General features: G+C 72.4%; 13 protein-coding genes. 11 read left to right on the forward strand and 2 right to left on the reverse strand.

Features of this window, described 5'->3' with window-relative positions:
* Window positions 1-114: 114 nt before the first annotated feature.
* From ABT118_RS17410 to ABT118_RS17425, 4 genes are all read left to right on the forward strand, one after another.
* Window positions 115-693 carry a TetR/AcrR family transcriptional regulator gene (locus tag ABT118_RS17410; RefSeq protein ID WP_350669395.1) on the forward strand — a complete coding sequence of 193 codons (579 nt, stop codon included), beginning with the start codon at window positions 115-117 and terminating at the stop codon, window positions 691-693.
* A 139-nt stretch (window positions 694-832) separates the two neighbouring features.
* Window positions 833-1,933, forward strand: coding sequence for an agmatine deiminase family protein (locus ABT118_RS17415; protein WP_350669398.1), 1,101 nt, complete (start codon window positions 833-835; stop codon window positions 1,931-1,933).
* Between the two features lie 56 nt (window positions 1,934-1,989).
* On the forward strand, window positions 1,990-3,156 hold the full coding sequence (locus ABT118_RS17420) for an agmatine deiminase family protein (protein ID WP_350669399.1): 1,167 nt from the start codon (window positions 1,990-1,992) through the stop codon (window positions 3,154-3,156).
* Between the two features lie 109 nt (window positions 3,157-3,265).
* Entirely contained in the window at window positions 3,266-5,272 is a 2,007-nt protein-coding gene (locus tag ABT118_RS17425; RefSeq protein ID WP_350669400.1) for a transglycosylase domain-containing protein, read from the forward strand.
* A gap of 18 nt (window positions 5,273-5,290) precedes the next feature.
* Here ABT118_RS17425 and ABT118_RS17430 read toward each other — a convergent pair whose 3' ends face one another.
* Together ABT118_RS17430 and ABT118_RS17435 are read right to left on the reverse strand one after the other, a co-directional pair.
* Window positions 5,291-6,568 carry a polysaccharide deacetylase family protein gene (locus ABT118_RS17430; RefSeq protein WP_350669401.1) on the reverse strand — a complete coding sequence of 426 codons (1,278 nt, stop codon included), beginning with the start codon at window positions 6,566-6,568 and terminating at the stop codon, window positions 5,291-5,293.
* 87 nt (window positions 6,569-6,655) lie between these two features.
* Window positions 6,656-7,228, reverse strand: coding sequence for a TetR/AcrR family transcriptional regulator (locus tag ABT118_RS17435; RefSeq protein WP_350669402.1), 573 nt, complete (start codon window positions 7,226-7,228; stop codon window positions 6,656-6,658).
* Between the two features lie 256 nt (window positions 7,229-7,484).
* On the opposite strand from ABT118_RS17435, the gene ABT118_RS17440 reads away from it, so the two are divergent.
* From ABT118_RS17440 to ABT118_RS17470, 7 genes are all read left to right on the forward strand, one after another.
* A complete protein-coding gene (locus ABT118_RS17440; RefSeq protein WP_350669403.1) occupies window positions 7,485-8,633 on the forward strand; it encodes an agmatine deiminase family protein in 1,149 nt (382 codons plus the stop codon).
* Between the two features lie 50 nt (window positions 8,634-8,683).
* Window positions 8,684-9,682: an agmatine deiminase family protein gene (locus tag ABT118_RS17445; protein ID WP_350669404.1), complete on the forward strand. Its 999-nt coding sequence runs from the start codon at window positions 8,684-8,686 to the stop codon at window positions 9,680-9,682.
* Window positions 9,683-9,744: 62 nt separating this feature from the next.
* Window positions 9,745-11,415, forward strand: coding sequence for an ABC transporter substrate-binding protein (locus tag ABT118_RS17450; RefSeq protein ID WP_350669405.1), 1,671 nt, complete (start codon window positions 9,745-9,747; stop codon window positions 11,413-11,415).
* Window positions 11,412-12,371, forward strand: a complete 960-nt coding sequence (locus ABT118_RS17455) for an ABC transporter permease (protein ID WP_350669406.1) — start codon at window positions 11,412-11,414, stop codon at window positions 12,369-12,371. Before ABT118_RS17450 ends, ABT118_RS17455 begins: the two co-directional genes overlap by 4 nt.
* Window positions 12,368-13,222 (forward strand): ABC transporter permease, encoded by an 855-nt coding sequence (locus ABT118_RS17460; protein WP_350669407.1) that lies wholly within the window; start codon window positions 12,368-12,370, stop codon window positions 13,220-13,222. The genes ABT118_RS17455 and ABT118_RS17460 overlap by 4 nt, the downstream gene beginning before the upstream one ends.
* Window positions 13,219-14,241 (forward strand): ABC transporter ATP-binding protein, encoded by a 1,023-nt coding sequence (locus ABT118_RS17465; RefSeq protein WP_350669408.1) that lies wholly within the window; start codon window positions 13,219-13,221, stop codon window positions 14,239-14,241. Before ABT118_RS17460 ends, ABT118_RS17465 begins: the two co-directional genes overlap by 4 nt.
* Window positions 14,234-15,070 carry an ABC transporter ATP-binding protein gene (locus ABT118_RS17470; protein ID WP_350669662.1) on the forward strand — a complete coding sequence of 279 codons (837 nt, stop codon included), beginning with the start codon at window positions 14,234-14,236 and terminating at the stop codon, window positions 15,068-15,070. Before ABT118_RS17465 ends, ABT118_RS17470 begins: the two co-directional genes overlap by 8 nt.
* Window positions 15,071-15,112 lie beyond the last annotated feature (42 nt).

The raw sequence follows: 15,112 nt of genomic DNA on the forward strand, positions 1-15,112 counted from the left end.
CGCGGGCGGGTGGGGCCGCCCCGGCAGCCGGATGGCACCGGATCCTATCCGACTGTAATTTCAGTCAGGACCACCCTCCGCCACCCCGGCTGCCGCCCGGTAGGGTGGTGGCCCGTGGCAGACCGGAAGACTTCAATCCTGGAAGCGGCGGCGCGGGTCATCGCCCGGCGCGGTGTCCGCGGCTTGCGCGTGGAGGAGCTGTCCGCCGAGGCGGGCGTGTCCACGGCGCTGATCTACTACCACTTCAAGGACCGCACCGGCATCCTGCGGGCCACGCTGGAGTTCATCAGCGACCGGGCCGAGCGGTACACCACCGGCCACCTCGACGCCGCCGGGCCGCTGACCGCCCTGGACGAGCTGAAGCAGACCCTGCTGCTGGAGTTCCAGGACACTCCCGAGGTGCGGGAGAACAGCACCGCCTGGGGCGAGCTGCGCGCCAGCGCGGTGTTCGAGCCGGAGCTCCGGGAGGACCTGGCCCGCTCCACCCTGGTCTGGATCCAGGAGGTCGCCCTGCTGCTCGGCCGGGTGCAGCCGATGAGCGGCGCCGCGGCCCTGGCCGGCTCGGCCGAGCGGCTGACCGCCCTGGTCGAGGGCCTGAGCATCCGCTGGCTCAGCGGCAGCCTGCCGCTGGCGCACGCCCGTGAGCTGCTGGGCGGCGCGGTCGACAGCGAGCTGACCCACCTGCGCGGCTGACGCCGCCCCTGCCGACGGCCGCCCTCGGGATGGCCGGGCCGAGTCGGCATCGTCACATTGACTGAATTTTCAGTCAATGCGAGAGTGCAGGGACCAGCGCGCACAATGCTCGGGCGGGCGATACTCGATGGGAAGACCCATGAACGACCCCCACGGCACCAGCCGTTCCCTGTTCGGCCGGCTCTTCGGAGCCGCGGCCTCGGTGCCCCCCGTCCCGGACCAGGACGAGGAACTTCCCCGCTGGTGGGTGGACCGGGACGACGTACCGCACGCGCGGACCTGGATGTCGTGGCCGTCCCGCAAGTCCGTCTGGGGCAGGCAGCTGTCCGGGGTCCAGCAGGACATCGCGCTGATCGCCCGGACCGTCGCCCGCTACGAGCCGGTGGTGCTGTGCGCCCCCGACGAGTACAGCGTCCGCGAGGCCCGGGCCGCCTGCGGCCCCTCGGTCGAGGTGACCGCCGCCATCCCCACCGACGACCTCTGGATGCGCGACACCGCCCCGGTCTTCCGCCGGGACGGCACCGGCGGGCTCGACGCGGTCGGCCTCAACTTCAACGGCTGGGGCCACAAGCAGACCCACCGCGACGACGCCGAGGTGGCCGCCGGCATCGCCGCCCGGCTCCGGCTCCCGTTCCACTACGCCGACTTCGTCGGCGAGGGCGGCTCGGTCGAGACCGACGGCGACGGCACCGTGATGGCCACCGAGAGCAGCCTGGTCAACAAGAACCGCAACCGCGGCATGAGCCGGGACGAGATCGAGCAGGCCGTCCTCGACGTCTACGGCGCGGACCGGATGATCTGGGTCCCCGGCATCAAGGGCCGGGACATCACCGACGACCACATCGACGTCACCTCACGGTTCGTCAGGCCGGGCGTGGTGCTGGTGCAACTGCCGCCGGCCGACCGCAACGACGTCTGGGCCAGGGACGCCCGCGAGCAGTTCGACATCCTGTCCCGCGCCACCGACGCCCGGGGTCGGCGGCTCCAGGTGATCCGGGTCGACGGCCCCGACACCGTGCGCTCCAGGGACTCGAAGTTCGTCGACTCCTACCTCAACTTCCACGTCGTCAACGGCGCGGTGATCTCCGCCCAGTTCGGCGACGCGGTCAAGGACGCCGCCGCGCTGCGGACCCTGGCCGCCGCCTTCCCCGGCCGCGAGGTCGTCCAGCTCGACGTCGACCGGCTGATGGCCGGCGGCGGCGGCATCCACTGCTCGACCATGCAGGAACCGCTGCCGTAGCCGGGCCCCGCCCGCCGCAGTCCTGTCCATCCCCTCCCTCCTGCCGGAGTGTTCCCGTGCCTGAATTCCCGTTGTCCCGCCGTTCCGTGCTGCGCGCCGCCGCCGGTGCGAGCCTGCTCACCCTGGGGGCCGCCGCCTGCGCCCCCTTCGACGACGAGGAGGAACCGGCCGCCCCCGGCGCCACCCCGCCGCCCGCCCCGGACGCCGTACCGGGGCGCAGGTTCGGAGCCGAGTGGGAGAGCCACGCCCGCACCTTCATGGCCTGGCCCGCCTCGACCGGCATCTGGGGCGACCAACTGCCGGAGGTGCGTGCGGACATCGCCCGGCTGGCGCAGGCGGTCGGGGGCTTCGAGGCCGTGGTGATGCTGGCCCGCCCCGGGCAGGTGGACGCCGCCCAGCGCGCCTGCGGCTCGGCGGTCGAGGTGGTCCCGCTGGCGGTCGACGACCTGTGGGCGCGCGACACCGTGCCGGTGTTCGTGGAGGACTCGGGCGTGCTCAAGGGCGTGGACTTCAACTTCAGCGGCTGGGGCAACAAGCAGAAGGAGCACGGCAACGACACCGCGCTGGCCGCCGCCGTGCTCGGCAGGTACGGCATCGAGCGGGTCCGGACCCCGGTGGTCGGCGAGGGCGGCTCGTTCGAGACCGACGGCCAGGGCACCCTGATGGTCACCGAGAGCTCGGTGGTCAACGAGCGCCGCAACCCGGGGAAGAGCCGGGACCTGATCGAGGCCGAGCTGAAGCAGGCGCTCGGCGTCACCAAGGTGATCTGGTTCGCCGGGGTGCGCGACCAGGACATCACCGACGCGCACGTGGACTGCCTGGTCCGGTTCGCCGCCCCCGGCGTGGTGCTGCTGGACCAGCCGTTCCCCGGCGCGCCCGCCGACGTCTGGTCCCGCTCGGCCGCGCAGGCCCGGGAGGTGCTGCGGACCGCCACGGACGCGCACGGGAAGCCGCTGCAGGTGATCGAGCTGCCGCAGCCCGACCCGGACCGGATCACCGGCCGGGGCGACGCCTTCGTCTCCTCGTACATCAACTTCTACGTCGCCAACAAGGCGCTGTTCCTGCCGGAGTTCGGCGACAGCCGGGCGGACGACCGGGCCCAGCAGATCCTCCGCGACCACTTCCCCGGCCGGGAGGTGGTGCCGGTGAAGATCGACGGCATCGCCTCCGGCGGCGGCGGGATCCACTGCTCCACCCACGACCAGCCCGGCAAGCCGGGCTGATCACGCCCATGTGACCCTGATCACGGCCCGATTCGAAAACCTGATCGCCCCCCGATCACGTTCTTCTCCAGAAGAGGAAACGTGACGAGCCACAATGCGGGGGCAGACCGTGCGCATCCGACCGGGCAGGCCGAACGAGTTACCGGAGTCGACCAGGCGGAGCCGGCGGTGGAGCCGGCTCCGCCCCGACTACCCCCGCCGGGGCCGCCGGGGGCTGCGGCGCTGGCTGCCGTCCTGGCGGCAGCTGCTCGGGGGCGCGCTGCTCGGCACCGTCGCACTGACCGGCACCGCCGCCTGGATCTACCTGCACACCGAGATCCCCCGCGACCTCAACTCCTTCGCCACCCAGCAGAACAACGTCTACTTCTGGGCCGACGGCACCGAGATGGCCCGCACCGGCCTGGTGAACCGTCAGGAGGTGCCGCTCGACTCGGTGCCCGAGTCGGTCCGGTGGGCGGTGCTCTCGGCCGAGAACGCCGACTTCTACTCGGACTCGGGGATCTCGGCCAAGGGCATCGGACGGGCCGTGTTCACGATCGGGACCGGCGGCGCCACCCAGGGCGGTTCGACCATCACCCAGCAGTACGTCAAGAACATCTACCTGCAGCAGCGCCAGACCCTCTCCCGCAAGGTCGAGGAGGCCGTCATCGCCGTGAAGCTCGACCGGCGGCTGTCCAAGGACGAGATCCTGGCCGGCTACCTGAACACCAGCTGGTTCGGGCGCGGCAGTTACGGCATCGAGCGAGCCGCGCTGGCCTACTACGGCAAGCACGCCTCGGAGCTCGGCCCCAGCGAGGGCGCCTTCCTGGCCTCCACCCTCAGGGGCGCCGGCCTGTACGACCCGGCGATCAGCCCAGAGAACCGCAAGCGGGCGGTCGAGCGCTGGGCCTGGACCCTGGACCGGATGGTGCAGACCGGCCACCTGTCCGCCGCCGAGCGGGCCGCGTACACCGAGTTCCCCGAGCCGAAGCGCCCGGCGCCGCACACCGGGCTGGGCGGCCAGACCGGCTACCTGGTGGAGCTGGCCCGGTCGTACGTGGAGGGCAACGGCGGCCTGACGGCGGCTCAGCTCGACCTCGGCGGCTACCAGATCCACACCACCTTCGACCGGGCCAGGACGGCCGCGCTCGCCAAGGCCGTCGAGGAGCAGGGACGGCAGCTGGACCCCGAGCACCGCCCGGCCGACCAGAACGTCCGGGTGGGCGCCGCCAGCGTCGGCACCGACGGGCGGATCCTCGCGCTCTACGGCGGCCCGGACTACCTCAAGCAGGGCTTCGACAACGCCAACGCCTCGAACGTGCCCGCCGGTTCGGCCTTCACCCCGATCGTCTACGCCGCCGCACTGGACCAGGGCGTGCAGCTCCGCCGGGGCGGCGCCCGCACGCCGGTCTCCCCCGGCACGCCGTACGACGGCGACGACGGCGTCAACGTGATGACGCCCGAGGGGCCGTACTGGGCCCGGAACGGCAAGATCGTGACCGTGGCCAACGACGGCAGGCGGTCCTACGGCCGGATCGGCCTGCGGACGGCCGTCGAACAGTCCGTCAACGGGCCGATGCTGCAACTCGGCATGGACGTCGGCCTGGAGGGGGTGCGCCGGACCGCGCTCGACCTCGGCCTGCTGCCAGCGAGCCTGGGCGAGGCGGTGCCGGCCTTCTCGCTCGGCAACTCCAGGCCGAGCACGATCCGGCTGGCCGGCGCCTACACCGCCTTCGCCGACGGCGGCCGCCGCACGGATCCGTACTCGGTCAGCCGGGTCACCCGCAACGGGGCGCAGCTGGCGCTGCGGCTCCCGGCCGCCGCGCAGGTGCTGCGCCCGGAGGTCGCCCGCCAGGTCGACGAGGCGCTCCGGGGGGCGGTCCAGAGCGGTACGGCCGGTGCCGCCCGGGTGGCGGGGCCGCAGGCGGCGGCCAAGACCGGTACCGCCGCGGACCGTACGGCCGGCTGGTTCGTCGGCTACTCGGGCGGGGTGTCCACGGCGGTCACGGTGTTCCGGATGGACCCGAAGACGATGGAGCTGTTCGCGCTGGAGGGGCTGGCGGGGGCGGCGTCCACCGCCCCCGACTGGGCCCATCCGGCCGCGATCTGGGCCGCGTACGCGGCGGCGCGGGACTGAACCGCGCCGCCCGGGCGGCTACTTGACCAGGGTCGCCCAGTCCGGGGCCTGGGCCGGGTCCAGCTGCCGCAGCTGGTCCAGCACCTTCGGATCCTGGGCGTCCATCCAGTCCGCCAGCTCGCGGAAGGAGACGCAGCGCACGCCCTCACGGCCGCAGACCGACTTCACCACGTCCTCGACCGCCTGCATGTAGATGCCGCCGTTCCAGGTCTCGAAGTGGTTGCCGATGAACAGGGGTGCCCGGCTGCCGTTGTAGACGCGCTCGAAGCCGTTGAGGTAGCCGTCGCGGGTCTCCTTCCGCCAGGCGGGGTACTTGCGCGGGTCGCCCTCGGTGGAGTCGCCGGACTGGTTGGCCAGGAAGTTGAAGTCCATCGACAGCACCTGGGACGAGCGCCCCGGGTAGGGCAGCAGCTGGAGCGGGAAGTTCCAGATGCCGTCCCTCCGGGACGGCCAGACCTGGAACTCGCCCGGGGAGCTGGCGTCGTAGCGCCAGCCGTAGGCCTTGGCGGCGGCGAGCATGTTCTTCTGCCCCTCCAGGCAGGGGGCGCGGCCGCCGACCAGCTCCTTGCGGAAGTCGAAGGGCAGCGGGGGCAGCGAGGTGAGGCCGGTGTTGGTCTTCCAGTCGGCCACGAAGGAGTAGGCCTGGTCGATCTCCGAGCGCCACTCCTCGACGCTCCAGTCGCCGCCGCCCTTGGCGTTGCAGAAGTGCCCGTTGAAGTGGGTGCCGATCTCGTTGCCCTCCCGCCAGGCCTCGCCGAGCTCGTGCAGGGTGTCCTTGATGTGCCCGTCGGTGGGGAAGGAGATCGCGGCCTCGCCCGGAGCGTGCTGCGGCGGGCGGTAGAGCGTGCGTTTGCTCTTGGGGACCAGGTAGATGCTGGTCAGGAAGAAGGTCATGTGGGCGTTGTTCTCCCGGGCCACCTTGCGGAAGCGGGAGAACAGGCGGTCGTCGTTCTCCAGCGCGCCGTCCCAGGAGAACACCACGAACTGCGGCGGCTTCTGACCGGGCGCCAGCTTCTCCACCGGCGGCCGGCCGGGCTGCGGGCCGGTGTCGGACATGGAGCCGTCGCCGATCACCCGGGTCTGCCCGTCCCAGCTCGGACTGGGGCTCGGGCTCGGGGTGGCCGGGGGGACCGGCAGCGGGACCACGGGCGCGGGCGCGGCCGCGGGCGACCCGGTCGGGGCGGCGCTCGGACCGGCCCCGCTCGGTCCCCCGCTGCCGACCGCGACCGCGGCCAGCACGGCCACCACCGCCCCGGCCCCGAACGCCACCCGTCGACCACGCCTGATTCCCGCCATCGGCCCTGCCCCCGCAACGCATCGCTCGTGAACTGACGATCACTCACCATGACAGGTGGGGCGTATGCGACGGTTAAGTGTTCGGATTCAGCCGCGCCCGAGCTCGGCGGCGATCGCGCCCTTCAGCAGTCCACGGGCGTGTTCGAGCGGCAGCGAGCCGCTGAGCCAGCGGACGCTGAGGCCCTCCAGCAGTGCGGTGAGGCGCTCGGCGGACGCGGCGTGGGCCGGGGCGGTGCCCATCGGGTGGGCCCGGCCGAGCAGTTCGGCGATCTCGTGCACCCAGGTGTGGGTGGCCATCGCCAACTCCTCGCGCAGCTCGGGCTCGAAGACCGCGCTGGCCCTCAACTCGCCCCAGGCCGTGCTGTTCTCGCGCACCTCGGCGGTGTCCTGGAGCTCCAGCAGCAGCATCTGCTCCAGCTCGGCCCGGGGGTCGTCCGGCGGCGCCCCGGGCTCCCGCTCGGCGGTGTAGCGGTCGGCGCGGTCGCTGATGAACTGCAGCGTCTGGTGCAGGATGCCGGCCCGGTCGGTGAAGTGGTAGTAGATCAGCGAGGTGGAGACCCCGGCCTCCGCTGCCAGCTCGCCCACGCGCAGCCCGCGTACGCCCCGCCGCGCTATGACGCGGGTGGCGGCTCTGAGTATCTCTGTTCGACGGTCGGACACGAGCGGTCACTCTACTCGCCGGCGGCGCTACCTGCTGCATTTTCCTGATCGATTCTTCAGGAGAGCGGATCGTGCGCCGACGGAGAGACTTCCCAGCTCAACCGGCATCCCCCGGGTCGAGCCTGGCCCGGACCCGGCCGCATCCACCCTCCGGCCACCCCTTGGCCAACTTGAGACCACTCACGCCTTGACTGAATTTTCAGTACGGAGCAGGATGTGGGTCACCCCACACCTCCCAACCCCTCTAGGGAGTCACATGGACACGCCAGCAACGTCCCGCCGGAGCCTGCTCCGGTACGGCGCGGCGGCCCTGCCCGTCCTGGCCCTCGGGACGGCGGCGCTCTCCACCCCGGCGCACGCCGCCCCCGCACCGACCGCGTTCCGGATGCCCGCCGAGCACGACCGGCACCTCCGCACCTTCATGGCCTGGCCCGCCCTCGCCTCGGTCTGGGAGAACCGGCTCACCGCCGTCCGCACGGCCGTCGCCAACGTCGCGTACGAGCTCTCCCGCTACGAGCCGGTGGTCGTGCTGGCCCGCCCCGGGCAGGCAGCGGACGCCCGGTACTACTGCGGCTCGGGCGGGTACTACGGCATCGAGGTGCTGGAGATCCCGAACGACGACCTGTGGATCCGCGACTTCGGTCCGACCTTCGTGGTCGCCCCCGGTGGTGCCGTGGCCGGGGTGGACACCAACTTCAACGGCTGGGGCAAGAGCGGCACCAGCTACCAGCAGCCCTTCCGCAACGACGCCGCCGCCGCGGCGACCCTGCTGACCGAGTACGGGGTGCAGCGGATCGAGGCGTCGTTCGTCGGCGAGGGCGGCTCGCTGGAGACCGACGGCCAGGGCACGCTGCTGGCCACGGTCAGCTCGCTGGTGAACTCCAACCGCAATCCGGGGATGAGCCAGGGCCAGGTCGAGCAGGCGCTGAAGGCCTCGCTCGGCATCGAGAAGGTGATCTGGGTGCCCGGCCTGGCCGGGCAGGACATCACCGACTGCCACATCGACTGCCTGGCCCGCTTCACTACCCCCGGCCAGGTGATCCTGGACCGGCCCGGACCCGGCACCGACCCCAAGTGGGTCGCGGTCTACCGCGAGGCGAAGCAGGTCCTGGAGAGCGCCACCGACGCGGCCGGGCGCCGCCTCCGGATCACCGAACTCCCGGCCCCGGACCGCAGGTTGATCCGAGGCCGCGGCAAGGAGTTCCTCTCCAGCTACACCAACTACTACACCGCCAACGGCGCCGTCCTGGTGCCGCAGTTCGGCGACAGCCGGGCGGACGCGGTCGCCGCCGCGATCCTCCAGGCCCAGTACCCCGACCGCACCGTGGTCCAGCTCGACATCGACGCCATCGCGGCCGGCGGCGGCGGCATCCACTGCGCCACCCAGTCCCAGCCGGCCGCCTGACCGGCACCGGCCCGCCTCCCACTGCCACGCTCAACAAGCAGGAGAAGAACATGAGTTACCGCATGCCCGCCGAGTGGACCGAGCACCAGGGCTGCCTGATGGCCTGGCCGACCCGGGCCGAGCTGTGGGGCGACACCCTGGACGAGGCCCGCCGGGAGTACGCCCAGGTCGCCCGTGCGATCGCCGAGTTCGAGCCGGTGACCATGGTCACCTGTCCGGGGCAGGGCGAGGACGCCCGCGCCCTGTGCGGCGACGGCATCGAGGTGGTCGAACTCCCGCTGGACGACTCGTGGTTCCGCGACTCGGGCCCGATCTTCGTGCTCGGCCCGGACGGGCAGCGCGCGGGCGTGGACTTCCGGTTCAACGCCTGGGGCGGCAAGCACCACCCGTTCGACACCGACGACCGGATCGCCGCCGCGCTGCTGGAGCGGCTCGGCGTCGAGCGGATCGACTCCCGGATGATCCTCGAGGGCGGCGCGATCACCGTCGACGGCGAGGGCACCCTGATCACCACCGAGCAGTGCCTGCTGCACCCCAACCGCAACCCGGGGATGAGCAAGGAGGAGATCGAGGCCGAGCTGATCGCCAAGCTCGGTGTCACCACGGTGATCTGGCTGCCGTACGGCGGTCTGCTCGACACCGAGACCGACGGGCACGTGGACGGCGTCTGCGCCTTCGTCGCCCCCGGCAAGGTGGTCGTGCAGCTCCCGAGCGACCCGGCCCACCCGGACTACCAGCGGATGCGCGACAACCGCGCGGTGCTGGAGGCGGCCGTGGACGCCCAGGGGCGCAAGCTGGAGATCATCGACCTGCCGCAGAGCTCGTTCGTCGAGGTGGACGGCAAGCACACCGAGGTGGGCTACCTCAACTTCTACATCGCCAACGGCGGCGTGGTCGTCCCGGTGGCGGACCGCCCCGAGGACGAGGGGGCGCTCGCGGTGATCGCGGCCGCGCTGCCCGGCCGCAAGGTGGTCGGCGTCCGCTCCCGGGTGATCGCCTACGGCGGCGGCGGCGTGCACTGCATCACCCAGCAGGTGCCGGCCGTCTGACGCACCGCCGGCCCGCCCCCGCTCCGCACCTCCCCCTGTCGAGCACGGAAGAGAGAGCCCCGATGCCCAGCACACCGCTGCCCAGCACCCCGCTCCGCCCCCGCAGATCCTCCGGCCGCCGGTTCGCCCTCCCGGTCGCCGCCCTGACCGCCCTCACCCTGGCCGCCGCCTGCTCCGGCCCGCCGAAGAGCGGCGGCACCGGTGACACGTCGACCTTCAAGCTGTCCGCCGACACACCCGCGCCGAAGGGCCAACTCGACTCCTTCACCTGGGCCGTGTACGCCGAGCCGCCCACCCTGGACTACATCGCCGCCTTCGACTACCCGCAGAACACCATCCTCTCCAACGTCTGCGAGAGCCTGATGCGGTGGACGCCGCAGCTCACCCTGGCCCCCGGCCTGGCGGAGAAGGCGTCCAACCCCGACCCGACCACCTGGGTCTACGACCTGCGGGCCGGCGTGCACTTCCACGACGGCAGCGTGCTGACGGCCGACGACGTGGTCTACAGCCTCGGCCGCCAGATGGACCCGGAGAACGCGGCGGCCTGGGCCTCGCAGTTCCAGAACGTCAGCACCATCACCAAGACCGGCCCGCTCCAGGTCACGGTCAAGCTGACCCAACCCGACTCGCAGTTCAACCAGTACATGGCCACCGCGGCCGGTGTGGTGGCGGCCAAGGCCGGGGTCGAGGCGGCCGGCAAGGACTACGGCACCACCGGCAGCCTGGACTGCACCGGCCCGTTCACGCTGGGCAGTTGGGCCAAGGGGCAGTCGGTCGAGCTGGACCGCTTCGACAACTACTGGGGCACCAGGGCGAAGTCGGCCAAGGCCGTCTTCCGCTTCCTGACCGACTCCTCGGCCCGGGTCAACGCGATGATCAGCGGCGAGGCCGACGGCGGCTACCTGATCCCGACCGAGAGCTACGAGCGCCTGCGCACCAGCGGCGTCGGCAGCCTCTACTTCGGCGAGGGCCTCAGCACGGTCAACGTCAACGTCACCAACATGAAGGGCGCGCTGGGCGACCTCCGGGTCCGCAAAGCGCTCTCGCTCGCGCTGGACCGCTCCGGCTTCGTGAAGTCCGGCCTCGGCGGGGCGGGCACCGTCACCGGTTCGCTCACCACCCGCGGCGCCTGGGCCGCCGCACCGGCGGACGTGCAGAAGGACGCGTTCACCGGCCTGACCCCGACCGTGCAGGACGTCGAGCAGGCCAAGGCCCTGGTCAAGGAGGCCGGCGCCACCGGGAAGACCATCACGGTGGCGACCAGCTCGATCGGCCAGGACGTCTCCCTGCTCGCCACCGCCGTCCAGGCGGCCGGCAGCAGGATCGGCCTGAACGTCCAGCTGAAGACGATCGCGCCGAACGCGTTCACCGCGCTGTTCACCGACGCCTCGGCCCGCGAGGGCATCGACATGTTCCCGGAGACGTACTACGACTCCATCACCGACCCGCTGGACCTGCTGGCCAACTTCAAGACCGGCGCGTTCCAGAACTACGCGGGCTTCAGCGACCCGGCGTACGACGACCTGGTCAAGCAGGCCACCACCACCTCGGACCTCGCGCAGCGGTCGGCGATCACGGCGAAGCTGCAGAAGACCGCCTCCGAGCAGCTGCTCTGGGTCCCGGTGGCGGAGTGGCCGACCGCGGTGTTCCTGAACAAGCGGATCACCGGCGCGCCGACCACCATCTCGTACATGTACTACCCGTGGGCGGCCGATGTGGGAGCCACCCGGTGATGTTCCTCCGATTCGCCGCCCGACGGCTGGCGGAGATGGCAGCGACGCTGCTCGGCGCCTCCTTCGTGATCTTCGGAGCGATGTACCTGGCGCCGGGCAGCCCGGCCAGCTTCCTGCTCTCCGGGCGCTCGGCCTCCCCCGAGGCGCTCCAGGCGATCAACGCCCAGTACCACCTGGACGACCCGTTCGCGGTCCAGTACCTGCGCTGGCTGGGCCAGTTGGCGCACGGCGACTTCGGCCGGTCGATCACCTACCGCACCGACGTCTCCCGGCTGTTGGCGGACCGGCTGCCCAGCACGCTGCTGCTGGTGGCGATGGCGCTGGTCCTGGTCGTCGTGCTCGGCCTGCTGCTGGGCTGGATCGGCGCGGTCAGGGGCGGCGCGGTCGACTCCGGCATCCTGGTCACCACCGCGTTCGCGGTCGGTACGCCGGCCTTCGTCGCCGCGGTGCTGCTGCAGGGCCTGTTCGCGGTGCGGCTGGGCTGGTTCCCCACCGGCGGCACCGGGGAGGGCTTCGGCCAGATGCTCTGGCACCTGACCCTGCCCGCGATCGCGCTGGCCTGCTACCTGATCGGCATGCTGGCCCGGGTCACCCGGGCCGCGATGCTCGACGGCCTGGGCCAGGAGCACGTCACCGTGGCCCGCAGCCGCGGGGTGTCGGAGCACCAGGTGATCCGCCGTCACGTCTTCCGCAACGCGCTGGGCACCGTGCTCACCACCGGCGGTCTGATCATCTCCACCCTGCTGGTCTGCACGGTGCTGGTGGAGTCGGCGTTCAGCGTCGGCGGCATCGGCCAGCTGCTCGAACTGTCCACCACCACCAAGGACTTCCCCACCGTGCAGGCGATCTCGCTGATCATGGTCGGGCTGTTCATGACGGTGAACCTGGTGGTCGACCTGCTGCACCCGCTGGTCGACCCCCGGGTCACCCTCGGTCCGAGGAGGTCCGCGGCATGACCGCCACCGTCCTGCACCGCCCCGGCCTGGCCAGGATCAGGACCGCCCGGGCCCCGCTCTACCGGATCTGCCTGGGCTTCGTCCTGCTGGTGGTGCTGCTCGCACTGCTCGCCCCCTGGCTGGCCCCGTACGACCCCAACACGGTCGACCTGGGCAACGCGCTGGCCGGCCCTTCCGGCGAGCACCTGCTCGGCGTCGACGCCTCGGGCCGGGACACCCTGTCCCGGCTGATGACCGGCGCCCGCACCTCGCTGCTCGGACCGCTCGGCGTGGTCGCCTTCTCCACCCTGGCCGGGGTCGCCGTCGGCGTCCTGGCCGCCTGGCGCGGTGGCTGGCTCGACTCGGTGCTGTCCCGCAGCACCGAGCTGATCTTCGCCTTCCCCGGCATGCTGCTGGCGATCCTGATCGTCGCCGTCTACGGCGAGGGCCTGCTCGCCCCGGTGATCGCACTGGCGGTGGCGTACCTGCCGTACGTCAGCCGGCTCACCCGCTCACTGGTGCTGGCCGAGCGCGAACGCCCCTACGTCGAGGCGTACCAGGTGCAGGGGCACTCGGGCCTGCAGATCTGCCTGCGGCACGTGGTGCCCTCGATCGCCCCGGTGATCCTGGCCCAGTCCACCATCAACTTCGGCTACGCCCTGCTCGACCTGGCCGGTCTGGCCTTCCTCGGGCTCGGCGTCCCCGCGCTGACCCCCGACTGGGGGCGGATGGTCTTCGACGGCCAGTCCGCGATCCAGCAGGGGTACCCGCTGTCGGCGGTGGTGCCCTGTGCGGCCATCGTGCTGACCGTGGTCGCCTTCAACGTGGTCGGCGAGCGCTGGGCCGACCAGGTCTCCAGGAGGGACCGATGACGACACCGTCGAAGACAGCACCGAAGACAGCGCCGAAGACCCTCGACATCCAGGCGTTCCGGCTCCATCTGCCGGGCGCCGTACGGCCCGTGCTCACCGGGGTCGACCTGTTCGTCGACGCCGGGGAGACCGTCGCCCTGGTCGGCGAGTCGGGCTCCGGCAAGAGCCTCACCTCGCGCAGTGTGCTCGGGCTGCTGCCGCCCGGCGCCGGCACCGAGGGCACGGTGCGGGTGAACGGCGAGGACGTCCTCACCATGACGCCCGAGCAGTTGCGCGGGCTGCGCACCGGCACCGCGTCGATGATCTTCCAGGACCCCCGGGCGGCCATCAACCCGCTGCGCCGGATCGGGGACTTCCTGACCGAGAGCCTGCGGCTCAACACCCGCACCGACCGGGCCGCCGCCACCGCGCGGGCCACCGAGATGCTGGACGCCGTCGGCCTCACCGCCAAGGTGCTGCGCCAGTACCCCGGCCAGCTCTCCGGCGGCATGCTGCAACGGGTGATGATCGCGGCCGCGCTGATGGGCGACCCGGCCCTGATCCTCGCCGACGAGCCGACCACCGCCCTGGACGTCACCACCCAGGCCGAGGTGGTGGCACTCCTCGCCGACCTGCGCGAACGCTTCGGCACCGGGCTGCTGTTCGTCACCCACGACCTGGGCCTGGCCGCCGCGATCAGCGACCGGGTGTACGTGATGTACGCCGGACGGATCGCCGAGACCGGCCCCGCCGAAGCCCTGTTCGGCCGGCCGCTGCACCCCTACACGGCAGCGCTGCTCGACTCGACCCCGCGCCTGGACGCCCCGCAGGGGCGGCTGGCCGCGATCGAGGGCCGGCCGCCGAGCCTGCGCGACGAGGTACCGGGCTGCCCGTTCGCCGCCCGCTGCCCGCTCGCCACCTTCCTGTGCAGCCAGCAGGCGCCCGCCCTGCTCCCGGTGGTCGGCGAGCCGACCCGCCGGACGGCCTGTCACCACAGCGACCAGCTCCGGGAGATGAGCACCGATGCCACCCATGCCTGAGGCCGCCGCCCCGGCCGCCCCGCCGGAGGACTCGCCGCGCACCGTCCTGCAGGTGGTCGGCCTGCGCCGGACGTACGGGAGCGTGCAGGCGGTCGACGACGTCTCGTTCCGGCTGGCCGAGGGCGGCTCGCTGGGCATCGTCGGCGAGTCCGGTTCGGGCAAGACCACCACCGCCAGGATCGTGGTCGGGCTCGAACGCGCCGACGCCGGACGGGTGCTGGTGCACGGTCAGGACCGGACCCGGGCGCAGCGCGGCCGGGCCGCCCGCCTGGCCAGGGCGCGCGAGGTGCAGATGGTCTTCCAGGACCCCTTCCTCTCGCTCGACCCCAGGACCACGGTCGGCGCCGTGCTGCGCGAGACGCTCCGGCTGCACTTCCCGGACGGGGACCACCCCCGCCGGATCGCCGAGCTGCTGGAGCAGGTCGGCCTCGGCAGCCGGGAGGCCGGCGCCCTTCCGCGCCAGCTGTCCGGCGGGCAGCGCCAGCGGGTCGCGATCGCCCGGGCGCTGGCGGTCGAGCCGTCCGTGCTGGTGCTGGACGAGGCGGTGGCGGCGCTCGACGTCTCGGTGCAGGCGCAGATCCTCAACCTGCTCTCCGACATCCGCGAGCAGACCGGCATCGGCTACCTGTTCATCACCCACGACCTGGGCGTGGTGCGCTGTGTCACCGACCAGGTGATCGTGATGCGGCACGGCGCGATCGTGGAGGCCGGGGCGACCGCCGAGGTGCTCGCCCGGCCGCAACACCCGTACACCCGGCTGCTGTTGGACTCCGTCCCGCGGCCGGGCTGGGATCCGCGCGGGATCGCCGCGGCCCGCCGGGCACTGTGACGAGCGGGTCCGGGCCGGGCGGCCCGGACCCGTTTCGCCTGA

It is taken from the genome of Kitasatospora sp. NPDC002040 (assembly GCF_040296785.1).
Taxonomy (GTDB): Bacteria; Actinomycetota; Actinomycetes; order Streptomycetales; family Streptomycetaceae; genus Kitasatospora.